Source organism: Vibrio sp. TMPB1044 (assembly GCF_030442075.1).
Lineage (GTDB): Bacteria > Pseudomonadota > Gammaproteobacteria > Enterobacterales > Vibrionaceae > Vibrio > Vibrio satsumensis.
Window position 1 is genome coordinate 32,866 of sequence record NZ_JAUJED010000038.1, and the last position, 25,542, is coordinate 58,407.

General features: G+C 43.3%; 26 protein-coding genes. 14 read left to right on the top strand and 12 right to left on the bottom strand.

Translation table 11 applies throughout. The annotated features are described in order from the left end of the window. Positions 1 to 8 precede the first annotated feature (8 nt). Together adk and htpG are read right to left on the bottom strand one after the other, a co-directional pair. Positions 9 to 653, bottom strand: coding sequence for an adenylate kinase (adk, locus tag QQ041_RS20510; protein WP_048660860.1), 645 nt, complete (start codon positions 651 to 653; stop codon positions 9 to 11). 388 nt (positions 654 to 1,041) lie between these two features. Next, positions 1,042 to 2,946 carry a molecular chaperone HtpG gene (htpG, locus tag QQ041_RS20515; RefSeq protein ID WP_285954945.1) on the bottom strand — a complete coding sequence of 635 codons (1,905 nt, stop codon included), beginning with the start codon at positions 2,944 to 2,946 and terminating at the stop codon, positions 1,042 to 1,044. Positions 2,947 to 3,216: 270 nt separating this feature from the next. Between htpG and QQ041_RS20520 the strand changes: the two genes are divergently transcribed. The 3 genes from QQ041_RS20520 (at position 3,217) to QQ041_RS20530 (ending at position 5,119) form a co-directional block, all read left to right on the top strand. Continuing rightward, positions 3,217 to 4,128 (top strand): transcriptional regulator, encoded by a 912-nt coding sequence (locus tag QQ041_RS20520; protein ID WP_146490383.1) that lies wholly within the window; start codon positions 3,217 to 3,219, stop codon positions 4,126 to 4,128. A 1-nt stretch (position 4,129) separates the two neighbouring features. After that, positions 4,130 to 4,645, top strand: coding sequence for a regulatory protein ToxS (locus QQ041_RS20525; RefSeq protein ID WP_061019528.1), 516 nt, complete (start codon positions 4,130 to 4,132; stop codon positions 4,643 to 4,645). A 162-nt stretch (positions 4,646 to 4,807) separates the two neighbouring features. Further along, the gene (locus tag QQ041_RS20530) at positions 4,808 to 5,119 is read left to right on the top strand and encodes a SelT/SelW/SelH family protein (protein ID WP_186728031.1); all 312 of its coding nucleotides are present in this window, start codon (positions 4,808 to 4,810) and stop codon (positions 5,117 to 5,119) included. 71 nt (positions 5,120 to 5,190) lie between these two features. On the opposite strand, the gene yfcE is transcribed toward QQ041_RS20530, so the two are convergent. Genes yfcE through QQ041_RS20555 form a run of 5 tightly spaced genes read right to left on the bottom strand, consistent with a single transcriptional unit; the run spans position 5,191 to position 8,053 of the window. Continuing rightward, positions 5,191 to 5,736, bottom strand: a complete 546-nt coding sequence (yfcE, locus tag QQ041_RS20535) for a phosphodiesterase (RefSeq protein WP_060982198.1) — start codon at positions 5,734 to 5,736, stop codon at positions 5,191 to 5,193. Between the two features lie 47 nt (positions 5,737 to 5,783). Continuing rightward, on the bottom strand, positions 5,784 to 6,191 hold the full coding sequence (locus tag QQ041_RS20540) for a CBS domain-containing protein (protein ID WP_060982197.1): 408 nt from the start codon (positions 6,189 to 6,191) through the stop codon (positions 5,784 to 5,786). After that, the gene (locus QQ041_RS20545; protein ID WP_054547637.1) at positions 6,188 to 6,538 is read right to left on the bottom strand and encodes a P-II family nitrogen regulator; all 351 of its coding nucleotides are present in this window, start codon (positions 6,536 to 6,538) and stop codon (positions 6,188 to 6,190) included. Before QQ041_RS20545 ends, QQ041_RS20540 begins: the two co-directional genes overlap by 4 nt. Then, complete coding sequence (locus QQ041_RS20550) at positions 6,528 to 7,322, bottom strand: DUF1538 domain-containing protein (protein WP_285954946.1); 795 nt, start codon at positions 7,320 to 7,322, stop codon at positions 6,528 to 6,530. The genes QQ041_RS20545 and QQ041_RS20550 overlap by 11 nt, the downstream gene beginning before the upstream one ends. Continuing rightward, complete coding sequence (locus tag QQ041_RS20555; RefSeq protein ID WP_285954947.1) at positions 7,319 to 8,053, bottom strand: DUF1538 domain-containing protein; 735 nt, start codon at positions 8,051 to 8,053, stop codon at positions 7,319 to 7,321. The genes QQ041_RS20550 and QQ041_RS20555 overlap by 4 nt, the downstream gene beginning before the upstream one ends. 289 nt (positions 8,054 to 8,342) lie before the next feature. Between QQ041_RS20555 and QQ041_RS20560 the strand changes: the two genes are divergently transcribed. The 6 genes from QQ041_RS20560 (at position 8,343) to QQ041_RS20585 (ending at position 13,474) form a co-directional block, all read left to right on the top strand. Further along, complete coding sequence (locus tag QQ041_RS20560; protein ID WP_285954948.1) at positions 8,343 to 9,257, top strand: TIGR01777 family oxidoreductase; 915 nt, start codon at positions 8,343 to 8,345, stop codon at positions 9,255 to 9,257. Positions 9,258 to 9,300: 43 nt separating this feature from the next. Continuing rightward, entirely contained in the window at positions 9,301 to 10,128 is an 828-nt protein-coding gene (locus QQ041_RS20565; RefSeq protein ID WP_285954949.1) for an SDR family oxidoreductase, read from the top strand. A 396-nt stretch (positions 10,129 to 10,524) separates the two neighbouring features. After that, positions 10,525 to 11,379: a co-chaperone YbbN gene (locus tag QQ041_RS20570; RefSeq protein WP_285954950.1), complete on the top strand. Its 855-nt coding sequence runs from the start codon at positions 10,525 to 10,527 to the stop codon at positions 11,377 to 11,379. Between the two features lie 213 nt (positions 11,380 to 11,592). Continuing rightward, complete coding sequence (locus QQ041_RS20575) at positions 11,593 to 12,522, top strand: SPFH domain-containing protein (RefSeq protein WP_017063395.1); 930 nt, start codon at positions 11,593 to 11,595, stop codon at positions 12,520 to 12,522. A gap of 3 nt (positions 12,523 to 12,525) precedes the next feature. After that, positions 12,526 to 12,975, top strand: coding sequence for an NfeD family protein (locus tag QQ041_RS20580; RefSeq protein ID WP_146490391.1), 450 nt, complete (start codon positions 12,526 to 12,528; stop codon positions 12,973 to 12,975). Positions 12,976 to 13,294: 319 nt separating this feature from the next. Continuing rightward, positions 13,295 to 13,474, top strand: coding sequence for a hypothetical protein (locus QQ041_RS20585; RefSeq protein ID WP_081090150.1), 180 nt, complete (start codon positions 13,295 to 13,297; stop codon positions 13,472 to 13,474). Between the two features lie 61 nt (positions 13,475 to 13,535). Here the strand turns inward: QQ041_RS20585 and cueR are convergent, their stop codons facing one another. The 5 genes from cueR to zipA all read right to left on the bottom strand — a co-directional run bounded on the left by cueR (position 13,536) and on the right by zipA (position 19,738). Further along, a complete protein-coding gene (cueR, locus tag QQ041_RS20590; protein ID WP_060982188.1) occupies positions 13,536 to 13,928 on the bottom strand; it encodes a Cu(I)-responsive transcriptional regulator in 393 nt (130 codons plus the stop codon). A gap of 93 nt (positions 13,929 to 14,021) precedes the next feature. Then, complete coding sequence (locus QQ041_RS20595) at positions 14,022 to 14,828, bottom strand: DUF2057 domain-containing protein (RefSeq protein ID WP_285954951.1); 807 nt, start codon at positions 14,826 to 14,828, stop codon at positions 14,022 to 14,024. 99 nt (positions 14,829 to 14,927) lie between these two features. Further along, entirely contained in the window at positions 14,928 to 16,064 is a 1,137-nt protein-coding gene (locus tag QQ041_RS20600) for a porin (protein WP_146490393.1), read from the bottom strand. 525 nt (positions 16,065 to 16,589) lie between these two features. Continuing rightward, positions 16,590 to 18,602, bottom strand: a complete 2,013-nt coding sequence (ligA, locus tag QQ041_RS20605) for an NAD-dependent DNA ligase LigA (protein WP_285954952.1) — start codon at positions 18,600 to 18,602, stop codon at positions 16,590 to 16,592. A gap of 92 nt (positions 18,603 to 18,694) precedes the next feature. Beyond that, positions 18,695 to 19,738, bottom strand: a complete 1,044-nt coding sequence (gene zipA / locus QQ041_RS20610; RefSeq protein ID WP_285954953.1) for a cell division protein ZipA — start codon at positions 19,736 to 19,738, stop codon at positions 18,695 to 18,697. A gap of 229 nt (positions 19,739 to 19,967) precedes the next feature. Between zipA and cysZ the strand changes: the two genes are divergently transcribed. The 5 genes from cysZ to crr all read left to right on the top strand — a co-directional run bounded on the left by cysZ (position 19,968) and on the right by crr (position 24,970). Continuing rightward, a complete protein-coding gene (gene cysZ / locus QQ041_RS20615; RefSeq protein ID WP_146490396.1) occupies positions 19,968 to 20,726 on the top strand; it encodes a sulfate transporter CysZ in 759 nt (252 codons plus the stop codon). A gap of 238 nt (positions 20,727 to 20,964) precedes the next feature. After that, positions 20,965 to 21,933 (top strand): cysteine synthase A, encoded by a 969-nt coding sequence (cysK, locus tag QQ041_RS20620; RefSeq protein WP_017061934.1) that lies wholly within the window; start codon positions 20,965 to 20,967, stop codon positions 21,931 to 21,933. 302 nt (positions 21,934 to 22,235) lie between these two features. Then, on the top strand, positions 22,236 to 22,493 hold the full coding sequence (locus QQ041_RS20625; protein WP_004734263.1) for an HPr family phosphocarrier protein: 258 nt from the start codon (positions 22,236 to 22,238) through the stop codon (positions 22,491 to 22,493). A gap of 136 nt (positions 22,494 to 22,629) precedes the next feature. Next, a complete protein-coding gene (ptsI, locus tag QQ041_RS20630) occupies positions 22,630 to 24,354 on the top strand; it encodes a phosphoenolpyruvate-protein phosphotransferase PtsI (RefSeq protein WP_017061935.1) in 1,725 nt (574 codons plus the stop codon). Between the two features lie 106 nt (positions 24,355 to 24,460). After that, positions 24,461 to 24,970 carry a PTS glucose transporter subunit IIA gene (gene crr / locus QQ041_RS20635; RefSeq protein ID WP_004737851.1) on the top strand — a complete coding sequence of 170 codons (510 nt, stop codon included), beginning with the start codon at positions 24,461 to 24,463 and terminating at the stop codon, positions 24,968 to 24,970. The last annotated feature ends 572 nt before the right edge of the window (positions 24,971 to 25,542 follow it).

Here is a 25,542-nt window from a genome sequence, read left to right on the forward strand (position 1 = left end):
TTAGCCAATTATGCTAGTGCTTTCTCAAGTTCTGCACTAACTTCAGCAACTTGCTTAGTACCGTCAAACTTAAGGTACTGAGTGTTACCTGCTTCAGCTTCTTTACCGTAGTAAGAGATTAGCGGAGCTGTTTGATCGTGGTATACACCTAGACGTGCACGAACTGTTTCTTCTTTGTCGTCATCACGTACAACTAGCTCTTCACCAGTTACGTCATCTTTACCTTCTTCTTTAGGTGGGTTGTACACAGTGTGGTATGTACGACCAGAAGGAAGGTGAGCACGACGACCAGCCATACGCTCAACAATCACATCGTCAGCTACGTCGAATTCAACAACGTAATCAACAGCGATGCCCATTTCTTTTAGGCCATCAGCTTGTGGGATTGTGCGTGGGAAACCGTCTAGTAGGAAACCTTTCTCACAGTCATCTTGAGCGATACGCTCTTTGATAAGACCAAGGATAATTTCATCAGAAACTAGCTGACCAGCGTCGATTACTGATTTTGCTTGCTTACCAAGCTCAGTACCCGCTTTGATAGCAGCACGTAGCATGTCACCAGTTGAAATTTGAGGGATACCAAATTTGTTCATGATGAAGTTAGCTTGAGTACCTTTACCCGCGCCAGGAGCACCTAGAAGAATGATGCGCATGTTTAATCCTCTTATAAAATTATGATTTATACCGAAGCTCACTATCCCTCCATTCTTGCTCATTTTTAGGATGAACAGAAAGAGTTAAGTAACCATTGAGGCTAAGCAAAACTGTGAACAGAAGCAAAACGGTAAGTTTCGGTATAACGTTTAAAAATCATACAACTGGAGATAGTAGCTTCCTAGCCCCAGCTGATTAGGTCGAGCATTCTATCACATTAATATTCAATTTGGCTGAATTTACGACTAAAGAATGCATCGACAACATTTGTTGTGACGATAACGGTGACGTCGACCACGTTAGGTCAATTTTCAGCGACGTTCATAAAAAAAGCCCGCATTTGCGAGCTTTTTATTACAATTATTGACTTAACCTAAAGTCGAAAGACTAACGCTTTGTTAGTAGCTCGTTGATTGCACCCAAGAATTGTGACGGATCTTCCATTGAGCCTTTTTCAGCTAGCATAGCTTGGCCAAGGAGTAATTCAACCCAACGGCCGAACGCTTGCTCATCAGCTTCATCAGCCATCTGTTTCACAAGTGCGTGTTCAGGGTTAATCTCAAAGATATACTTAACTTCCGGTGCCGCTTGACCCGCAGCTTCAAGAAGCTTAGCCATTTGCGTGCCCATTTCGAAGTCGTCAGTGACAACAACCGTAGGTGTTGTTGCTAGCTTGAAGGTCGTACGAACTTCTTTAACACGACCACCTAGGTAAGATTGAGTGCGCTCAACAACAGACTTGAACTCTTCTTCTGTCTCTTTTTGTTTCTCTTTCTCTTCTTCACCTTCGAACTTGCTTAGATCTAAGCCCGCTTTAGTGATCGATTGGAACTGTTTACCGTCAAAGTCAGTCAGATAGTTCATTACGTACTCGTCAATGCGATCGTACATTAGAACCACTTCAATACCTTTTGCTTTGAATTGCTCCAAGTGTGGGCTGTTCTTAGCAGCAGCGTAGCTATCCGCGGTTAGGTAATAAATTTTATCTTGGCCTTCTTTCATACGCTCTACGTAAGACGCTAAGCTGATGGTTTGTTCAGCCGAGTCCACTTCCGTTGATGAGAAACGAAGCAGGCTAGCGATCTTCTCTTTATTCGCCATGTCTTCCGCTGGGCCTTCTTTCATTACTAGGCCAAACTCTTTCCAAAACTCAAGGTACTTTTCATTGTCGTTCTTCGCCATGCGCTCAAGCATAGTCAGCACACGCTTGGTACATGCACCACGAAGAGACTGAGTCACCTTGTTATCTTGCAGGATTTCACGCGACACGTTCAGAGGCAGATCGTTTGAATCAATCAAGCCGCGAACGAAACGCATGTAAGATGGCATGAACTGCTCAGCATCATCCATGATGAATACACGCTGTACATAAAGTTTTAAACCGCTCTTGTGGTCACGGTTCATCATATCCCAAGGCGCTTTTGCTGGGATGTAAAGCAAACTTGTGTAGTCGTTCTTACCTTCAACTTTGTTGTGGCTCCAGGTTAGTGGATCAGCAAAGTCGTGAGATACGTGCTTGTAAAACTCTTGGTACTCTTCTTTCTCGATCTCAGACTTGTTACGAGTCCAAAGCGCTTGCGCCTTGTTGATCTGTTCCCAGTGTTTCTCTTCGGTGTCTTTACCTTCATCATCTTTCACAGCTGTGAAGATAGAAACTGGAATGCCGATGTGGTCAGAATATTTACCAATCACTTCACGCAGACGCCATTCATTTAAGAACTCTTTACCGTCTTCACGCATATGAAGAATGATGTCAGTACCACGAGACTCTTTCGTGATGTCTTCAATTGTGTAGTCGCCTTCACCAGCAGAGTGCCATTGCACCGCTTCATTGCTTGCAAGACCTGCGGCACGTGTGCGAACCGTTACCGCGTCAGCAACGATGAATGCAGAGTAGAAACCAACACCAAATTGACCAATCAATTGAGAGTCTTTGCTTTGGTCTTCAGATAGCTTTGAGAAAAAGTCTGCAGTGCCTGATTTAGCGATTGTGCCTAAATGTTCAATAACGTTGTCACGGCTCATACCGATACCGTTATCAGAAATCGTTAATGTATTTGCCTCAGCGTTGAATGAAAGTTTTACACCTAGATCTGCATCACCTTGGTAAAGGTCACCGTTCGATAGAGCTTGAAAACGAAGCTTATCAGCCGCGTCAGATGCGTTAGAGATCAGCTCACGTAAAAAGATTTCTTTATTTGAATACAGTGAGTGAATCATTAGATGAAGTAGTTGTTTTACTTCAGATTGAAAGCCACGAGTCTCTTTATTTTGCGTTGCCGTTTCGCTCATTTTTACTCCAAAACATCTATACTTTATGTTGAATAATCATAGGGGCGTAACACTTGATGCCACTCTTCTGTTCATTAACATGAGGATGACAAATGTAAATTCAAGGTCAAAAATCATAAAAACACTGTTTTTTTGATCTGTTTTTATTATCCTTGAGTCTGATAAATATAAAAGAACATAAAAGAAGCCATGATTTGGTGAAGAATTAACGGAACTTCACCTGAGATTTGTCTATTTCGCACCCAAAATCATCCAAAATAGAAGAATTCAATGAGCAATATCGGCACAAAGTTTATTCTCGCACAGCGGTTCGTATTCGATCCAAACAGCAACTCACTTGTTGACCAACTGAGCGACGGCGAAGTCGTACGTCTTGGCAGCAATGAAAGCCGCATTCTCCTGATGCTGTCAGAAAGACCCAATGAAGTTATCACTCGCAATGAATTACATGAGTATGTTTGGCGAGACCAAGGCTTTGAGGTTGATGACTCAAGCTTAACGCAAGCAGTATCGACCCTGAGAAAGATGCTCAAAGACTCGACCAAGTCTCCAGAATTCGTAAAAACAGTGCCTAAGCGCGGTTACCAATTTATTGCGACGGTCGAGCGCTCTGCTCCATTTTCATCAAATGATCAGCCAGTAGCGGCTGAAATTGCAGAAAATGACGTAGAACCTATCCTAACGTTTGCAACACCGACAGCGGCTGAAGAAGCGAGCACTGAAACGGTTGAACCTGAACCGATTGCGAACGTTCAAGAAACTAAGGTTGAAGCAGAACCAGCAACAACTCCTGTTGCGACTCCGGCAAAACGCACCGATAAGTGGTTAACGTTTTCGTTACTGCTTGCTGCTTTCATCATGCCAATTTTGGTATTAACGTTTACTAACCCGGCAGAGTCTAAGTTCAAAACATTGGCTGAAGTGGATGGTGTAAAAGTTCAATCACCGATTAATCACCCAGATCTCAGTAGTTGGCTGCCAGCGATAGAGAAGTGTGTATTGCGTTACAACACTAATCACACTGGTATGCTAAAGCCGACTGAAGTGATTGCAACAGGTGGACAAACCAACAACCTTGCTCTCAACTACATTCACCCGCAAGAGTACTCAAGCGAAAATGTAACCCTAAGAATTTACGCAAACCAGTCGGATGTAAACGACATTTGTAACGGTGGTCAGTAACATGAAATTAAAAGTATCAATTATTTTACTGGTTCTATCTGCGTTTTTAAGTGGTTGGCTACATTGGGGCAGCGATGCAAAAGTAGAGCGCTTGCTTACTCAGCATGAATGGCAATCGAAAATGGTGACTCTAATTAGCGACAACAAACAAGCTGATTCAATTGGCCCACTTCGTAAAGTTGAACTGTCATCGAATGCAAAGTACCTACCCAATGGTACGTACCTGAGAATGTCTGTGGTTAGACTGTACGGCACTCAAACGGCACCTGCAAATGTCATCAACATCTCTGAAACAGGTCAGTGGGATATTAACGATAACTACTTACTGGTTTCACCAACAGAGTTTAAAGATGTGACTTCTGCTCAGCGCCAAGACTTTTCTGAAGAACAACTAGAGCTTATCACTCAAGTCATTAAGATGGACGCTGAGCAAAGCCGTCGCATTGACATCGTTAACCCGAAGGCACTGTTACTGACTAGCTTAAATCATGGTTCTACCGTATTGTTTTCAAACTAAGATTGGAAAGCTATTTACTGCATTCCAATGGCTAATACCATGAAACGGTAAACCAATAGGAAAAGGGGCATAACGCCCCTTTTTTGCTATCCGTGCTCCATCTCGTCATTGGAGCAATGATACCAGTAGGAAATTACTATTATAGCGTTTAGAGGAGCATCCATGAGAACAGAACCTACTCAAACAGCGACATCAATTGCTAAGGCTTCCATATCCATATATTACTGTCGCCAGTGCAATTGGATGCTTCGTTCTAGTTGGTTATGCCAAGAGCTGCTTCATACCTTCAGTGAGGAAATTGAACAAGTAAGCTTGCATCCAGATACCGGAGGCAGATTCGAAATCTTTTGTAATGGTGTACAGATTTGGGAAAGAAAAACAGATGAAGGTTTTCCAGAGGCTAAAATTCTGAAGCAAAGAGTGCGAAACATCATTGCTCCAGACAGAGACCTCGGCCACGTAGACTCAAAATAAGCCTTTTTATAGCAGTGACAGATTCAAGTTCCGTCCCCCTATTAAATGTTGATGAAACTGACTACGAGAGCTTATAGCTGGCCACTCACAAGCTCATCACCTTCAAGACTAATAACTTTGAACGTATTATTTTCATATATACCGTAGCTCGCCGCGTGGCCATCTCGTGGGAATGTCACCGAACTAGGGTTAAAGATAAATATATCATCTTGATATTCTGCAACTGGAACATGGGTATGGCCATGGGCAATAATATCACCCGCTTTCAGCGCTGGACGTTTGTTGGTGTTGTATAAATGACCATGGGTTAGAAAGATACGTTGGCCTGATTCTAATAGTACCCACGAATAATCCATCATCATAGGAAAAGACAACAGCATCTGATCCACTTCGCTATCGCAGTTGCCACGAACAGCAATAATCTCTTGAGAAAACGCATTCAACTTTTCTGCAACCACCGGCGGATTGTATCCTTCTGGAATCGGGTTTCTTGGTCCATGATTCAGAATGTCACCCAATAACACTAAATATTGCGCACCAGACGTTCGGTATAGCTCTAATACTTTTTCTGTTGCGGGCAGCGAACCGTGTAGGTCTGAAGCAAAAAATAATTTCACACGTACTTCTCCATAAAATTTATGAGCCTATTGTACGTATCTAAATGCTACACGTCATCTCTCGCCATGCCGTTGATCACGATATTATTGTAACTAACCATACCGACTATCTTGTTGTCACGCACTACTGGCGCACGACTGATACCAAAGCGCTCAAACAGGCGAGCACAATACTTTACGTTCATCTCAGCAGACACGCTTAGCGCTGGCTTGGTCATGATCTCATAAACATTAGTACGCTTGGGAGAACGGTTCTTAGCCAGTACTTTCTTGGCAATGTCATTCATCAATACAATGCCGTACTCGTCGTCTGCGTGGCGTTTATCGACAATGATGGCCTTTACTTTGTGTTTCTTCGCCATCTCTATCGCTTCCAACACCGTGGTTAGCCCATCAATAATCACATAGGTATTGGCCATTACGTCACTCACACGAATCTTGTCATTGGTATTCATAGTTCATCCTCCACAACCTTAGTTAATGTTTCGACTTGATGCGCTACCCCGACGGCATCTTCGACGTCGATCTGCACTGCTATACCTTGTCCTGACTCTTGGTCGAACTCACCCACTTCACTGATCCTTTCTAGGATATGCCTTGCTAGATGCTCTTCGACAACAAACAGCAATACATCTTTTTGCACCTCTAACGTTAACCCAAAGAAGGTGCGCTTTTGGTTTAACCCCTGCCCCCTGGCATTGTTAATCACCGTTGCTCCGGTTGCGCCCGCATCACGCGCGGCATCGAGCACGGTGTCGGTCTTGCTCTCTTCTACAAACGCTAAGATCAATTTAAAGCGCATCTTTGCTCTCCTTAGAGGTGTGTAAACGGTTTAACCATTGAGTTATTTGGGCGTAGCTCATCACCGATATAATGGGAAATAAGCTGGCAAAAGCGATCAATCCAAAACCATCAATGACAGGGTTTCGTCCTGGTACGGTTGAAGCGAGCCCAAGCCCGAGCGCCGTTACTAAAGGGACTGTCACCGTTGACGTGGTTACGCCGCCCGAGTCATAGGCCAGTGGAATAATGAGTTTTGGGGCGTAAAAGGTTTGAATGACCACGATGACATAACCCAAAATGATGTAGTAATGGATCGGGTCACCCGCAACGATACGATAGCTGCCAAGTGAGATACCGATAGCAACCCCTAATGCCACGGCGATCCTCAATCCATTGACGCTGATACTGCCACCGGAAACTTGGTTTGCCTTAATCGCCACAGCGATCAAAGAAGGCTCGGCTATCGTGGTACTGAAACCAATGCAAAACGCGAAAAGATAGACCCAGTAATAATCAAACCAAGTCAATGCAAGACCAGAGCTGATCTTAAACTCAGCCAAAAAGCTTGGTTCAGTGAGTTGCATTGCCATCGTTTCCCCTAGAGGGAACAACGCGAGCTCCAAGCCCATCAGAAAAAGTGATAAACCAAGAATGACGTAAAAGAAACCAATGAGTACTTTGGCTAGGTTATTGACTGGCTTACGCAGCACTGCTAACTGAAAACCAAAGATGATGACCGCAATCGGAATCACATCCATCACAGTGCCTAAAAAGGTATCGATAAATTGTTGAGCACTGATCATGTCACCACCATTCCGTACACCATGACAAACATCATTGGTAACAATGAAGCAAACGCGATCAATCCAAACCCATCAATCATCGGATTGCGTCCTTTAATTGCCGAGGCCAAGCCAACGCCCAACGCTGTTACCAAAGGAACGGTGATCGTCGATGTTGTGACCCCCCCAGAGTCGTACGCAATCCCAATAATATTTTCAGGAGCAAAAGCAGTGAGCGCCACCACACCAATATAACCACCAATGATCATGTACTGAATTGGCCAACCTTTTAAGATTCGTAACACGCCGAGTAAAATAGCAATGCCAACCGACAACGCCACAGTAAAGCGCAGGCCATCGGCATACTGCTCCATTTCATCTAATGAATTAGGAATGACTCCTCCCTCGGCTGCCACTTCTGCAGCTTCGGCAGCGACTGCGGTTAACGCGGGCTCGGCAATGGTGGTGCCGAATCCTAAACAGAAAGCGAAGATCAATAACCAGAACACACTGCCCTTTCGCGCAAATGCTTGAGCCATCGATTCGCCAATCGGGAACAACCCCATTTCAAGGCCAAAGATGAAGAAAGTCAGACCAAATACCACCAGCACTAAGCCAGTCAAAATAGACAACAGATGAGGGAGTGGCTCTTGCAGAACAGCAAGCTGAAAGAAAGCGATTACCGCTACGATTGGCAATAGATCCCTAAGGCTACCTAACATGGACCGAAACAAAGCAAGCACCGCCATCATCGCAATTCCTTGTTGCTGATTATGAATTACTAATAATCATGGCAAATCCTTATAATTCCTTATGTGACAAATATTACGCAGTTGGTAACATATCCGAATAAAGTGCATAAGTGTGATAGCGATACACATCTTGACCAAATGAATTTAATTTCACCCCTGAGTAAATTGAAAAAGGCGTAATTTGGGCATCACACGATTGAAACCTTATGATCGTTATAGTGATTTTTTCGTATTGATTGGCGACTAAAAACAAGCCATGTCTATAATTATGTTTAATAGGGAGATTGGTATGAAGATATTGTTAACTGGTGGTACTGGATTTATTGGCTCTGAATTAGTCAAGAGTTGGAACACTGACGACGTGACATTGCTGACGCGGAGTCCTGAAAATGCGAAACAAAATCTAAATCACCTCAACCAAAACAACCTTCATTACATTCAATCCCTTGATGAGATCAGTGATCTCAATGACTTCGATGTAGTGGTCAACCTTGCTGGCGAGCCTATTGCTGATAAACGCTGGAGTACAGAGCAAAAAGAGAGGATCTGTAACAGTCGCTGGCACATCACTGAAAAACTGGTCGAATTAATTCATGCCAGTAGCAACCCGCCACAAGCTTTTATTAGCGGCTCAGCCGTAGGTTACTATGGCGATCAGCAGCAGCACCCGTTTGACGAATCACTGCAAGTAGAAGATGAAAGCTTTCCTCATAAAGTCTGTGCCCACTGGGAAGAAATAGCCAAGAGAGCCCAATCAGACAATACGCGTGTGATACTACTACGAACAGGGATTGTACTTGGCGAAAATGGCGGCGCACTCAAAAAAATGTTAATGCCCTATAAACTCGGGGTCGGTGGACCACTAGGTTCAGGTGAACAGTATATGCCTTGGATTCACATGCTTGATATGGTGAGAGCCATCAACCATTTGTTGTCAATTCCTCACGCTCAAGGGGAATTCAATATGTGTGCACCTCACCCTGTTACCAACAAACTGTTCAGCAGCACGTTAGCTAAACAATTAGGCCGCCCCCATTTCTTATTCACCCCAAAATGGGCAATGTCGCTTCTGATGGGCGAATCATCTTGTCTGCTATTTGACAGCATTCGCTCCAAACCGAAGAAACTCACTGAGATGGGATTCATCTTTAGTTACTCAAGAATCGAGCCGGCACTAAAAAACTTGTTACAACATCAAGACTAATTCTTTACCCTAGATCGATAGAGACTCTAATAAAGGATTAAGTGTGAACAAGTCGATTCTTATTACCGGTTGCTCAACAGGTATTGGCTATACATGTGCTCATGCACTTCAAAAACGTGGTTTTCATGTCATTGCATCTTGTCGTGATCCACAAGATGTTCAACGCCTTCAAGACGAAGGCCTCACCTGTATTAAATTAGACCTTTCCAACCAAGAAAGTATTGAGCATGGCGCCAAGCTTGCTATTGATCTCGCACCTAATGGATTGTATGGATTATTCAATAACGGTGCTTACGGTCAAGCAGGTGCGCTAGAAGACTTACCGACCCAGGGGCTCAGAGAGCAATTCGAAACCAACTTCTTTGGTTGGCATCATCTCGTTTGTCAGATCCTTCCGCACATGCGCGAACGTGGCGAAGGTCGAATCGTACAAAACAGTTCCGTATTAGGTTTTGCAGCGATGAAGTATCGTGGTGCTTATAATGCTTCTAAATTCGCAATTGAGGGCTGGACGGATACCTTGCGATTGGAGCTGCATGGCAGTGGTATACAGATCTCATTACTGCAACCAGGGCCAATTGAGACTCAATTTAGAACCAATGCCTTAAAAGCGTTCAATAAATGGATCAACATTTCTGGCAGCGCTCACCAAGACGCTTATCAACAACAAAAAGATCGACTCAAAAAAGAATCATCGAATAACGCTTTTGTGCTGCCTCCCGAAAGTTGTATTGAGCCGGTATTCCATGCTCTCACAGCCGATAAACCCAAGTTAAGATATCGAGTTACAACTCCAACTAAAGTGTTCGCGGTATTGAAAAGAATTCTACCGAGTCGCTTGCTAGACCCTATTTTGAGAAAAGCTGCATAAATTGCTAACTTTGAATGCAGAGTCGCAAACTTTAATGTAACGATGTAATTTTTCCGTAACAATAAGATGCCATGATGATCCTATCCCATCAATTATTCCCAATTGATGGTTCTACTCTGGAAATCTCATGACTTTAAACCGCCTTAATTGGGTAGGTGTGGGTCTGGCTATTACGTTGTTTATTCTGTTTTGAGTATCTCACGCAACGCCTCACTGACTACCTCGATGATAACGCTATGCCTTCCATGTTGAGATAACAACTCTATCAACATCGAAGCATAGCGTTTTTCTATTTTTGGTTCTTTTTATCCGAGATAATCGAGTTAGATCTTGAAGTTACCGACTAATCCCCCCATATTTGCAACGTATCCACAAAACAAACCTCAAGGAACGTAAATGCAATCTCCGCATATTGTTGAACTTAATGAGCAGAACTTTCGTCAAGTATTAGAAGGTTCGATGCAGACCCCTGTACTCATCCATTTTTGGGCACCAATGAGCCAAGAGAGCGCCCAAGTCATTCCTGAACTTCAAACCTTAACTCAGCAATACAACGGTGCTTTCACGTTAGCGCTATTGAATTGCGAGCAAGAACAAGCGATTGCTAGCCAGTTTGGTGTTCAAGCACTGCCTACGATTGCACTGTTTGTTAACGGTCAACCTGTCGACGGGCTCGGTGGTCCTCAAAGCTTAGACGCGATTGTAGAGATGCTAGGCAAACACCTTCCTAGTCAAGATGAACTAGCTTTACGTCAAGCTCTTGAGCAAATGCAAGCAGGTGAACACACACAAGCACTAGCAGCAATGCAGCAACTTCCAGCTGAGCTAACGAATAAAGGTGAAGTAAAACTGGCGATCGCAGAGTGTTTGTTAGAAACGCAACAATTTGACCTTGCTGAAATTCAGCTATCAACCATCCCTCTTGAGTACCAAGATAATTACTACAAAGGCTTAGTCGCCAAACTTGAGCTTCACAAGCAGGCTGCAGACAGCCCTGAAATACAAGCATTAGAAGCCGCTCTTCAGCAAAACCCAAGCGACGCTAAAACGGCATCTGAATTAGCATTACAATATCACCAAGTGAACCGCAGTGAAGAAGCAATGGATCTATTGTGGTCTTGCCTAGCCAAAGATCTTAATACTCTCGATGGCGACATGAAAAAAGAGTTCATGGACATATTGAGTGCGCTTGGACAAGGTAACCCAGTTGCCAGTAAGTACCGCCGTCAACTTTACTCTCTGCTTTACTAGTCAAGTTCTGTAACTGCTGAGTCTTAAGCCAGTTAGCTATCAAATCTAAATTCAGCGAATCTACCTATTAGGTTTTTGAATGCAAAACTCCATAATGGGCCATAAAATCAATGTTTTATGGCCCATTTCTCATTTATAAATTTGCCCCGCCTTTAAATATGCGCCAGTATGAGTAATAAACATTCAAAAACTTAAACTTGCAAAGGACTTTGTATGCCTATTGATACCTTGATTACTATTGGCGTCTTTACTGCCGTCGCACTACTGTTTATTTTCGCCGGAGTAAAAACGGTTCCGCAAGGCAATAACTGGACCGTAGAACGCTTTGGCCGATACACACATACTCTTAAACCGGGTCTTAACTTAATCATTCCATTTATTGATAAAGTTGGACAACGCATCAGTATGATGGAGCGTGTTCTCGATATCCCAGCACAAGAAGTCATCTCCAAAGATAACGCGAATGTAGTTATTGATGCGGTGTGTTTTGTTCAAGTGATCGATGCACCTAAGGCGGCTTATGAAGTGAATGACCTTGAACACGCGATTCGTAACTTAACCCTCACTAATATTCGTACTGTACTGGGCTCGATGGAGCTGGATGAGATGCTTAGCCAGCGTGACATGATCAATACTAAGCTCCTAAATATCGTTGATGAAGCAACTAACCCGTGGGGCGTGAAGGTTACACGTATCGAAATCAAAGATGTGCAGCCACCAGCAGACCTTACTGCTGCGATGAATGCCCAGATGAAAGCCGAGCGTAATAAACGTGCTGATATCCTAGAAGCAGAAGGTGTACGACAAGCTGAGATCTTGAAAGCAGAAGGTCACAAGCAATCAGAGATCCTGAAAGCAGAAGGTGAGAAGCAAGCAGCAATATTGCAAGCAGAAGCCCGTGAGCGTGCCGCAGAAGCAGAAGCTAAAGCGACAGAAATGGTATCAACGGCAATTGCTCAAGGTGACATGCAAGCGGTCAATTACTTTATTGCACAAGGTTACACCGACGCATTGAAATCTATAGGCCAAGCTGAAAACGGCAAGATCATCATGCTGCCACTCGAAGCAACTGGCCTTATGGGTTCTGTCGCGGGTATCGCGGAGATGTTTGCACATAAGAATGACAAAGGTAGTAAGGACTAACTTATGGTCGAATTACTAGAACAAGTAAACCACTGGCATTGGTTAGCGTTTGGTCTAGCATTGTTAGCGCTTGAGCTAATTGGAACCGCTGGTTACTTTTTATGGATAGGCATATCTGCCATGTTGGTCGGTGCCCTATTAGGCGCACTACCAATCGGTTGGCAGATGCAATGGCTGTCCTTCGCTAGCTTCTCTCTGATTACCACTTGGTTATGGTGGAGAAGACAACTGTCTAATGACAGGCAGTCAGATGCAGGGCGAGAGTTAAACCAAAGAGAAAAACAACTGGTAGGTCAAACCATTATTCTAAGTGAAGACGTAAAGAAAGGTAGCTGTCGAATTAAGTTCGGTGACTCTTCTTGGTCAGCAAAGGCGAGTCAAGATATCCCATCTGGCACCGAAATTAGGATTGTCGCTTTAGACGGAATAGTTCTAATAATAGAACCTTTATAAAAAAGAGCTATATGAAGCCTGTACTTTCAATAAATGCAGGCTTTTTCTATTTTTGAACCTTAATAATATTCGAATTATCATTACGATAGATTGAATAGTAAAAAAAATAAGTTCTTATTTCGTAAAGCTAAAAATTTTGATTGAGCTAAAAAGATATAAGAAAGTCAGGTTTCTTAACCAATATATATATGAATAGTGAGCCACGCTCTCGCTTAATTATAATTGTTAAAAATGTTAAGTCCGTCCAATTTTTGAAATTTTCATTTCCTTGTCCATACTTTCGTTTATCTCAACAAGAGATAAACATAACGGAGTCTGTATGAGACATTTCCTAATAATTTTAACAGCGATATTCAGCCTGTCATTCGGCAGTGCTCTGGCGAGCAGTCAGTCTCCAGGTAACGGAAACATGGGGCCTATTGTTAAGTGCTCAGATGGCAATGCTGTCACTCATGTACCAATTCTGATCTGCAAACATTACGGCGGAACAGTACTGTGATAAGTAATTAAAGTCAGGCTAGTAATACTATTTGCAGCCTGACTATTATTTACATTCGAAACTAACTGCGGCCAGCAAGGTTGTTTAAAATAGGACATTCCGTTGAAGTGTCTCCAGGGCAATCATGTACCCAAGATTGCAGCTGCACCTTCATCTTGTTTAATTCCGCAAGCTTCAACTCTATTTCATCTAACTTCTGCGTGGCTTTCTTTTTTACTTCGTAGCTTTGTCTGTTGGGGTTCATTGCCAATTCAACAAGCGCTTTACATTCGTCAAGAGTGAATCCAACCATCTTAGCTCTCAGTACAAACTCCAACTGTTCGATGTGAATCTCGCCGTATTGCCTATACCCATTTTCTGAACGGTGCGGTGGGCTCATCATGCCCTTACTTTCGTAAAAACGAATGGATTTCGCTGTCGTACCAACACGCTTTGCTACTTCACCAATATTCACAATCTTACCTGTAAGCCTAAAAAGAAAAACCGCAGTACTGCTGTTATACAATACTGCGGTTGAAAAACATAGCTAGAGACTTACGTTAGAAGCCTACTCTTGCTCTAACAGCCAAATCATAGTTTGAGATTTTTCTTCGCTGTCTAGCTTATTGAACCAATATGAAACCATTTCGATTTCTTTTGAGCCTTCTAGTGATGCAGGGTTAGCGTTCTTACGGTTCTTGAATGCCCAATCTGTCACTGCAGATTGTTCTTCTTTTGTTGCTTCGCCGTACCAGTAGTTAACCATCTCTTGTGCTTGCGAGGCTTTTGGTTCCTCTGCAGAAACTGCTGCTACTGGCACTGCAGCTACAGGAGCAACCGCAATAGCTGTATGATTATTCGCACCGTTGTAGATTGTGTCGATATACGCTTTCGGCACAATAAAAGTTGTACTCATTGTTGAGTTTTGTCCATCAAGCGTAAACTCTAAATTCTTTGCTCTTGATTGCTGAATGTCAGCATCACTTAATGGAAATTTAATATATTGAGTCTTTGTACAATGCTCACTGCAGCTTTCTCTTGGTACTTGTCTCTCTTCTAGCTCTATCGTCTTACCAAAAAAGCTAACAGTTTCGTACTCTTTATAACTTTGGAAGTAGCTTACATCCATAGTGATTGAAGATTCTGGGGCTGAATTCTGTGTTACTTCTTTGTTATACGTAAAGTAGAGTGACGATTTCAGGATATCCGCCCCTACATTAGCTTTACTTTCAGCCACATAAGATTGTCCAGTCACTTGAATGTAACCACCTTTAGGCTGTACATCTGCTACTGAATCTGCAAAATTACTTTTTGAATCGAGTGAACTACAAGCTCCCAAAAATAATGATAATACAACTACACTAACTTTATTCATTATGACTAATTCCTTATGTTCACTATGGAAAAACGCTGGCAAAATAATTTACCAGCGTTTTGATTTTTATCTAACTATTTTTAAGCTGATAACTTTAGCTTAGAAACCGTACTCAAGACCAACGCGAGTTACGATATCTGTATCAGCGTCACCAACAGTACGACCCGCTACACGTAGGTAAGGTACGAAACCGTTGTGAACTGCCATTAGCTGACCAGAGATAGTGTTGCTATCTGAGTTAGCGTCTTTAGAACCGTTTGTTTCAGACTCAAGGTTCGCTGCGTAACCTAGTTTGAAACCGATTGGACCGTTCCAGTATTGACCAATGATAGAGTAAGAGTCTTGAGTCACTTTACGGATACCATTGTCTAGCTCTTCACCTTTATATGCTGCAGCAAAGCCGAAACCCGCTGGTAGGCTAGCTTCAAAGCCAACGATGTATGCAAATGTATCATCATCGTAGCCCGCAACTACATCTGATTGATATTGGTCACCAGCTTTAACAACAGTACCGTCAGCAAGCTTAACTTCTTCTTGAGCGATTAAGTACTCACCACCAGAAGCCGCAACTACACGTGTACCAGATTCAACTGCACCCATGAATGTTACTTTTTCGAAGCTGTACTTAGCACTTGCACCAACGAAGTTAGCATCACGAGTCGCCGCACCACCACCGTTGTCGTTATCATCACGACCAACAGAAGCTGCAAAAGAGAAACCACCAAATTTAGCTGAATCGTAACGTACTTGGTTAGATTGACGATCGTAGTGACCGTTGATGCCGCCCCAATCGAATACAGAACCTAGACCAGGGTTAGAGAATGGCCAGTCGACGATTTCGTATAGTGGCGTAAGAACACGACCCACACGTAGATTACCCCAAGAGCCAGAAGCGCCAACGAAAGTATCACGGAAACCTAGAACACCGCCTGAAACGCCACCGTGAGACCAGTCTGTGCTATCTACGTAGCCAGATTCGATCTGCATTGTGATTGTAACGTCTTCAAACATATCTTTGTGAGCACGGAAGCCGATACGAGATTCATTCTCTACAGCATAGCCAGAGCTAGAGTCATTGTTGTCAGTTGTGTTGTAGTTCACTAAAGAGATAGCTGCAACACCGTATACGTCAACGTTGAAGTCAGAGTTGATACCAACTTCTTTCGCCATTACGCCTGTCGATAAAAGTGCAACTGTTGCACCTAGTAGAGTACGTTTGAAAATTTTGTTTTCCATGGAATAAAACTCCTAAAAATGGATATAGCTGTTTGAATATTCCCCGCCTAAAGTTGGCCGCCGTAGAGAGAAATACCTTTTCTTGTTTGAGAACCCTGAACTCTGAATTCTCTATTTCCTTTCTGGTTATACACATCGTGTGCATCCATGGCATTAAGACTAACTTCGCCCTCAAAAAGATCAATGAGAACTTAATTTTCATCTAAAAAAATATGAGTTGGTGCAAATTTAGTAGGTACTTAGTGATCCAGATCGATAAATTGAAAAAGCCACCCCGCAATACAATTAAATCAAATAAAAACAATAACTTAACGATTTTTTGTTTTTATAAAAATAGATATGACTCGCATATTTAATACAACTGGAACGGTATTTCATTAATATTGAGCAGCGTCACTGTCCTGACTTTAGAGTTCATATAGGAACAAAATTATCAACAATTAAAAAGCCCTCATTTTTATATCAGAAACAAAAAAGGCACTCCCTTAAAAGGAGTGCCTTTGAGCTTTTTTTATCTGTATTTACTTACGAAATAAGGGCTATTAGATCTTCTTCTGTTCTTATTTCGATACCTAAATCTTGTGCTTTGGTTAATTTAGAACCCGCCGCTTCACCGGCAAACAAGATGTCCGTTTTCTTAGATACGCTACCCGTAACTTTCGCACCCAATGCTTGCAATGCCGCTTTGGCTTCACTGCGACCTAGTTGAGAAAGTGACCCAGTCAACACAACTACCTTACCTTCTAGTGGTAGCTCTTGATCATCCGCAGCTTCTTCGATGACAGGCCAGTTAACGCCAAGTTCTATCAGCTGATCGACTACCGCTCTGTTTTTCTCTTGCGAAAAGAAACTTGTGATATGGCTAGCGACAATGTCACCAATATCAGACACCTCAACTAATTGTTCATGGGTCGCAACTTGAACCAGCTCCAGTGTTTTGAAGTGTTGCGCCAAGTTCATCGCAGTTGCTTCACCCACTTCACGAATACCTAGCGAATAAAGGAAACGTGCCAGTGTTGTGTCTTTGGCTTTATTAAGCGCACTCACCACATTTTGCGCCGATTTAGGCCCCATACGATCAAGAACTGTGATCACGCCCGCGCTGAGCTTGAACAGGTCAGCGGGCGTTTCTACCATTTCACGGTCTACAAGCTGCTCTATCACCTTTACGCCAAGGCCATCAACATCCAGCGCCTTTCTCGACACAAAGTGCTTCAGCGCTTCTTTACGCTGCGCCTGACATACTAAACCGCCAGTACAACGCGCTACAGCCTCACCCTCTATGCGCTCAACTGCTGAGTTACATACTGGGCAAGCACTCGGGAATAGGATGTCTTTCGCTGTTTCAGGGCGACGATCTAGTACAACAGCCACAATTTGCGGAATCACGTCGCCAGCACGGCGAATAATAACGCTGTCGCCTATCTTCACGCCTAAACGAGCAATCTCATCGGCATTGTGAAGCGTGGCATTACTCACCGTCACGCCACCTACGAAGATAGGTTCCAGTTTAGCAACCGGCGTAATAGCGCCCGTACGGCCTACCTGGAACTCAACATCGTTAAGCAGAGTGATCTCTTCTTGCGCTGGGAATTTGTAAGCAACCGCCCAGCGAGGCGCTCTAGCAACAAAGCCAAGCACTTCTTGTGCGGCAATATCGTCGACTTTGATCACCACACCATCAATCTCATAAGCCAGAGCATCGCGACGGGTCATGATGTCTTGGTAATAAGCCTTTACGTCTTCAAGTGAGCTAAGCTGCTTAGTCTCAGGACACATAGGTAACCCCCAGCCTTTCAGCTGTAAGAAGCGTTGATAGTGGCTATTAGATAGCTCAGCGCCCTCTACAACACCAACACTGTAGGCATAGAAAGCCAGCGGGCGTTTTGCTGTAATTCGAGAATCAAGCTGACGCAGGCTACCTGCAGCGGCATTACGTGGGTTAACAAAGACTTTCTCGCCTTTCTTCAACGCCATCTCATTCAACTTATCGAAACCCGCTTTTGGCATAAACACCTCGCCACGAACTTCAATACGCTCTGGCCAGCCTGCACCTTGTAATTTAAGTGGGATAGAGCTGATAGTACGCACGTTTTCAGTGATATTTTCACCCGTCGTACCGTCACCACGTGTAGCAGCCTGAACTAGGGTACCATTCACATAGAGCAAGCTAACGGCAAGGCCATCAAGCTTAGGTTCACAACAGAAAGTCTTGAGATTTGCGGTTGGCGCTCTATCAGACATTCGCTTATTGAACGCATCCAAATCTTCATCAGAGAAAGCATTGTCCAGAGAAAGCATTGGGATCTCATGAGTCACTTGAGTGAAACCATCGAGAGGCTGACCACCAACACGCTGGCTCGGAGAATCTACCGTCACTAGCTCTGGGTTCTCTTCTTCGATCTTTAGCAATTGCTGCATTAATCGATCGTACTCGACATCAGGGATCTCAGGGCTATCTTCTACGTAATAACGAACGGCGTGATAATGCAGAGTTTCTCTTAACTGCTCTAAGGTAACTTGAATCGATTCTTTCATATCATTCTCTGTCGTGATTGAAATATCAAAAAGGGCTCCCTTAGGAGCCCTTTTCTATAAATATAGATTATTTACAAGGCTAAACAATACGACTAGGCATTCGATGCCGTCATAAAGTCTCTGATTTGCTTGCGGTATTCAGATAAACGGTTTGGTGTCATTAAGTTGCGCGATTCATCCAATACGTTTCCGCCCATATCGTCGGCAATTTTCTGCGCCGCACTCAACATCACATTGAAGTTCTGATCAGCTTGACCGTAACAAGGCAACGTCATAAAGAACGAAATACCTTTAGTCGTGAAGTCAGCAGGATCATCATGTTCTAGCGTTCCCGGCTGCATCATATTTGCAACGCTGAAAATAACCTTTGGTGCGTCTGTAGATTGTGCAAAGCAGTGGTAGATAGACATCTCACCATAAGTTAAACCGTTGTTCTCCATGCTACGGAAAAGTTCTGTACCCACAAATGGGATCTCTCCAGCACAGTGAACATTAAGAACGATAACTTCTAAGCCAAGTTCTTCATCTGGCTTCGCTTCTTCAACAGATGCACTTTGCGGAGTAACGACTTCTTTCGCAACAACTGGCTCTCTTTGAGTGAACGTTTCATTTGGAACGAGTGGCTCATCAACCGCCTCAGAAGACTCTTCAAACGAACCGTACTGCTCTTTAAAGCCTGCATGGTTTTCTTTTTGTTCGTCAGTCAACTCAAAGCTTGGAACTTCAGGCTCAACAACCTTCTCTTCCTCAACCACTTCAGGTTCACTTTCAACCTTAATTGGGTCTTCTACGCTAAAAGAAGGAAGATCATTCAATTCGATGTCGTCTTCGTGAGCTTCTTTCATTACTGGTGCTGTTAGTGGATCAGAGTCAATCAGCGGATCAGTCGCCGATGGTGAAACAGCAAAATCCGGCTCTTTACGCTCTTTTCGGATTATCTCAAAATCATCTTCTGGGGCGAATGAACGGTTTGGGATTGTTTCTGCTTGATCTAAGCTGTCGTTATCAAGCTTACCAAGCGGCTTATCTCCAAACTTTGCTTTCCCTTCTTTTTTACTCGTCCATAGACCATGGAACAATAATGCGGCGATAGCTAATGCGCCAACAATAATGAGTACAAATCGCAATTCCTGCATTTTTCGCTCTCAGCTTTCTTAGTCAACTAGCTATAAACACGCTGTCACTAAGTTGGGTTAATTTGGCTAATCTCACTACTCTATCAAAAGTAGCCACTGTTTTAGAACAACTTAATACAATTAGTTCCTTACATGGTGTGATTTTCACCACGCTTTTTTTCTTAATTTCGGTCGAGTACACTAGACATGTTTGCTATTTAATCAAATTCACATGTGACCCAATTTAAATATGACTATTGAATCTGTTCCCCGCTCCGGCTTTGGCTATTTTATTTTCGGAATAAAAATCGCCTTGTCGCCGAGCATTCGTAAGTTTGTACTCATGCCACTTATCGCGAACGTGTTACTCGTTGGTGGTGCTTTGTTTTATATCTTCTCCAACCTAAACACTTGGATTGAGGGTTGGATTGGTGCATTACCAAGCTTCTTATCGTGGTTGTCATACATTTTATGGCCATTACTTGTGTTAACCGTATTGGCCACTTTCTCGTATTTCTTTAGCACCCTCGCGAACTTCATTGCCGCGCCTTTTAATGGATTGCTCGCTGAAAAGGTAGAAGAGTTACTCAGTGGCAAAAAAGTCAATGACGATGGTTTACTGGATGTACTCAAAGATACCCCACGTATTTTAGCGAGAGAATGGCGCAAGCTTGTCTACGTTCTGCCAAAAGCGATAGGTTTATTCCTACTTTTGTTAATTCCAGCACTAGGGCAAACCGTTGCACCGTTTTTATGGTTCATTTTCACAGCATGGATGTTAGCGATTCAATACGCTGACTACCCGTTCGATAACCATAAAATCAAGTTCGATGACATGAGAAACAATTTGAAACAAAAACAAGGTAAGAGCTACAGCTTCGGTGCGCTTGTTTCTGTTTTCACGACTATTCCAATTTTAAACCTGATTGTGATGCCCGTTGCCGTTTGTGGCGCAACAGCAATGTGGGTTGCTGAGTTTAAAGACCAAGCTCTACGCTCACGTCTATAAGTCCTCGTCTCTAACCCTGCCTATACTCCCTAGTTTCGCCTATCTTTTTGAAGTTCTGATTTCAATAAAGATAGGCGTCAATTCTGCTACATATCTATATGATATAACTTTTTAATCCTTTTACCTTTTTTTCAACTTGTTTAATCTAAATTCAAGCTGAAAAAACATCGAAAGACACTAGACGGTAAAGTGATTGATATACTACGTTTAGTTCTGTCATTAAATGAAGGAATATCGCATGAGCAAGATCTACGAAGACAACACCCTAACGATTGGTAACACACCTCTAGTCCGCCTTAACAAAGTAAGCAAAGGTAACGTCCTAGCTAAGATCGAAGCTCGTAACCCAAGCTTCAGTGTTAAGTGCCGTATCGGTTCAAACATGATCTGGGAAGCTGAAAAAGCAGGTACTCTGAAGCCAGGTATCGAGCTTGTTGAACCAACTAGTGGTAACACTGGCGTTGCTCTTGCCTTCGTAGCTGCGGCGCGCGGTTACAAGCTAACGCTAACGATGCCTGAGTCAATGAGCCTAGAACGTCGTAAGCTGCTTAAAGCGCTTGGCGCAAACCTTGTGCTAACTGAAGCACCAAAAGGCATGAACGGCGCGATTGCTAAAGCAGAAGAGATTGTTGCTTCAGACCCAGACAAGTATCTACTACTACAACAGTTCAACAACCCAGCTAACCCACAGATTCACGAGCAGACGACTGGTCCTGAAATTTGGGAAGCAACAGACGGCGAAATCGACGTGTTTGTAGCGGGTGTTGGTACGGGCGGTACTATCACTGGTACAAGTCGTTACATTAAAGGTGAAAAAGGCAAAGCGATTACTTCAGTAGCGGTTGAACCGGCTGAGTCTCCAGTAATTGCACAAGCGCTTGCAGGTGAAGAAATCAAGCCAGCTCCGCACAAAATTCAAGGTATCGGCGCAGGTTTCATCCCTGGAAACCTAGATTTAGAGATTATTGACCGCGTAGAATCGGTAACTTCTGAAGAAGCGATCGAGATGGCTCAACGCCTAATGAAAGAAGAAGGTATCCTTGCTGGCATCTCATCTGGTGCAGCTGTAGTAGCCGCAAACAGAATCGCAGAACTCCCTGAATTTGCAGGAAAAACTATCGTAACGGTACTACCAAGCTCTGGTGAACGTTACCTAAGTACAGCCCTATTTGCTGGCATCTTTACGGAAAAAGAGAACCAACAATAATATGTGGTCAAATCAATTTTTCGTCCAAAAAAGCCCCGTTTAGGGGCTTTTTTGTTGATCCCTGCCCCACCTTTGGTAATATCGGGTCTGTTTTATTTTTCGCTTCAAAATAAAAGAAGCAATAAACAAATTCTGAAAGTCATGAGTACTCAACAAAAGACGACCATGGCTGGATAAAAATTTATAACCAGTCTAAGTTCTAACACGAACATGGCGTACTAGCCTCTAGCGCATTTGGGCTAAAGCAGTTAAGCTAATCTGGTTACAAACTTACAAAAAATAAATTAATTGGGGTATATAAAATGTACGAGAAGCAAGTAGAAATCACAGCAGAAAACGGTCTTCACACTCGTCCAGCTGCACAGTTCGTTAAAGAAGCAAAATCTTTCGACGCTGACATCACAGTGACTTCTAACGGCAAAAGCGCTAGCGCGAAAAGCCTGTTCAAACTACAAACTTTAGGCCTAGTAAAAGGTACTAACGTTACTATTTCAGCTGAAGGTCCTCAAGCTCAGCAAGCAGTTGACCACCTAGTTGCTCTTATGGATCAACTACACTAATACGGTCTCCTTCTTTCAAAGCCATTTTGCACAGCAAAGTGGCTTTGTTCGAAATAGATAGGAATAAGCGCGACATTAGTCGACGACTTAAAGTCACACACTCTCCCGTTTACAGTTGAACAACTAAGGTAAGGCTATGATTTCAGGCATCCTAGCATCTCCTGGTATTGCTTTCGGTAAAGCACTACTACTTCAAGAAGATGAAATTGTCCTAAACACTCAATCTATCTCTGACGACCAAGTTGAAGCAGAAGTACAGCGTTTCTTTGACGCTCGTAACAAATCTTCTCAGCAACTTGAAGTTGTTAAGCAAAAAGCACTTGAAACTTTTGGCGAAGAAAAAGAAGCAATCTTTGAAGGCCACATCATGCTGCTTGAAGATGAAGAGCTAGAAGAAGAGATTTTAGCACTCATCAAGAAAGACAAAATGCACGCAGACAACGCGATCCACACTGTGATCGAAGAGCAAGCTGTTGCACTAGAGTCTCTTGATGATGAGTACCTAAAAGAACGTGCAACTGATATCCGTGATATCGGTACTCGTTTCGTTAAAAATGCTCTAGGCATCAACATTGTATCTCTAGCAGATATCAATGAAGAAGTTATCCTAGTAGCTTACGACCTAACGCCATCTGAAACGGCACAAATCAACCTAGACTACGTTCTTGGTTTCGCTTGTGACATCGGCGGTCGTACATCTCATACTTCAATCATGGCACGTTCTCTAGAGCTTCCAGCTATCGTTGGTACTAACGATATCACTAAGCAAGTTAAGAACGGCGACATGCTTGTGCTAGACGCGATGAACAACAAGATCATCATCAACCCTTCAGATGCTGAATTAGCAGAAGCTAAAAAAATCAAAGAAGATTTCGAAGCAGAAGCGGTTGAACTAGCAAAACTAAAAGATTTACATGCTGAAACTCTAGACGGTCACCGTGTAGAAGTTTGTGGCAACATCGGTACAGTAAAAGACTGTGACGGTATCCTGCGTAACGGCGGTGAAGGCGTTGGTCTGTACCGTACTGAGTTCCTATTTATGGACCGTGACGCGCTTCCTACTGAAGAAGAGCAATACGTTGCTTACAAAGAAGTAGCAGAAGCAATGGAAGGTGAGTCAGTGATTATCCGTACTATGGATATCGGTGGCGATAAAGACCTACCATACATGGACCTTCCACAAGAGATGAACCCTTTCTTAGGCTGGCGTGCAGTGCGTATCAGCTTGGATCGTCGTGAAATCCTACGTGACCAACTACGTGGCATCCTACGTGCATCTGCACACGGTAAACTACGTATCATGTTCCCAATGATCATTTCTGTTGAAGAGATCCGTGAACTGAAAAAAGCAATCGAAGAGTACAAAGTTGAACTTCGCGCTGAAGGCCTAGCTTTCGATGAAGAAATCGAAATCGGCGTAATGGTTGAGACTCCAGCAGCAGCTGCAATCGCACACCACCTAGCGAAAGAAGTCTCTTTCTTCTCTATCGGTACTAACGACCTAACGCAATACACTCTTGCGGTAGACCGTGGTAACGAAATGATTTCTCACCTATACAACCCACTATCTCCTGCTGTTCTTACAGTAATCAAGCAAGTGATCGATGCATCACACGCTGAAGGTAAGTGGACTGGTATGTGTGGTGAGCTTGCTGGTGATGAGCGTGCAACGCTACTTCTTCTTGGCATGGGTCTAGATGAGTTCTCTATGAGCGGTATCTCTATCCCTAAAGTTAAGAAAGTAATCCGTAACTCTAACTTCGCTGAAGTTAAAGCTATGGCTGACGAAGCACTATCTCTACCTACAGCTGCAGAAATTGAAGCTTGCGTAGAAAAATTCATCGCTGAGAAAACTCAGTAATCGCCAAATGCTTAATAAAGTTAGACGGCTAAAAATAGTCGTCTAATTTGTTAGATTGGTATAGTATATTCTACAGAATAAAACTAAACGTTAGGAGCATGACACAATGGGTCTGTTTGACAAACTGAAAAAGCTTGTATCTGATGACAGCGCTGATGCTGGTGCAATCGAAATCATCGCACCTCTTTCTGGTGAAATCGTAAACATCGAAGACGTGCCAGATGTAGTTTTCGCTGAAAAAATCGTTGGTGACGGCATCGCTATCAAACCAGCTGGCGACAAAATGGTAGCTCCAGTTAACGGTACTATCGGTAAGATCTTCGAAACTAACCACGCATTCTCTATCGAGTCTGACGACGGTGTTGAGCTTTTCGTTCACTTCGGTATCGATACTGTTGAACTTAAAGGCGAAGGCTTCACTCGTGTAGCTGAAGAAGGTCAATCTGTTAAAGCTGGTGACACTATCATCACTTTCGACCTAGCGCTTCTAGAAGAGAAAGCGAAATCTACGCTTACTCCAGTTGTTATCTCTAACATGGACGAAATCAAGGAGCTGAACAAGCTTTCTGGTTCTGTAACTGTTGGCGAAACTCCAGTTCTTAAAGTAACTAAGTAATCTCGATTACTTATCAGCTTTAATTAAAACGCTACCTAAGGGTGGCGTTTTTTGTGCCTGTTATTTGGCTCGAGTTCCTTAAACAACAGTTCTGATTACTACTCCTCACCTCGCTGTAAACAATCCCTCAATAAGCCACAGTAATACCCAATTATTAATTACCAACGTAACCCTACTTTGTTATTAAACCACACAAAACGCCACCCTTGGCGCAGGTCCCACACGTTAGATCACGCAGTATGTCTTTCGACCACAACAAGAACCCTAAAATCTGACTTACTTCTCGATCAAAAGCAGATTCCTGATACCTTGTTCTACTCGGTTCTGGAATGACGAAAGATTGCTTCGATGTAGTAAGCGAGAAAATCACCACTTCCCAAATCCCGTCATTCCCTACAGTGAGGAACGAACGTTATAGGGAATCTCGTTTTTGCTCCCGCTTACCAACATTGCACTTTTCCCAATACACCTTCACCAAATCGCAGGCAATAAAAAACCCAGCCGAAGCTGGGTCTGTTTAGCGCTCATCTCTCACCACGAGCTAATTTGTGGAAGCCTAACGTTAACGCTTA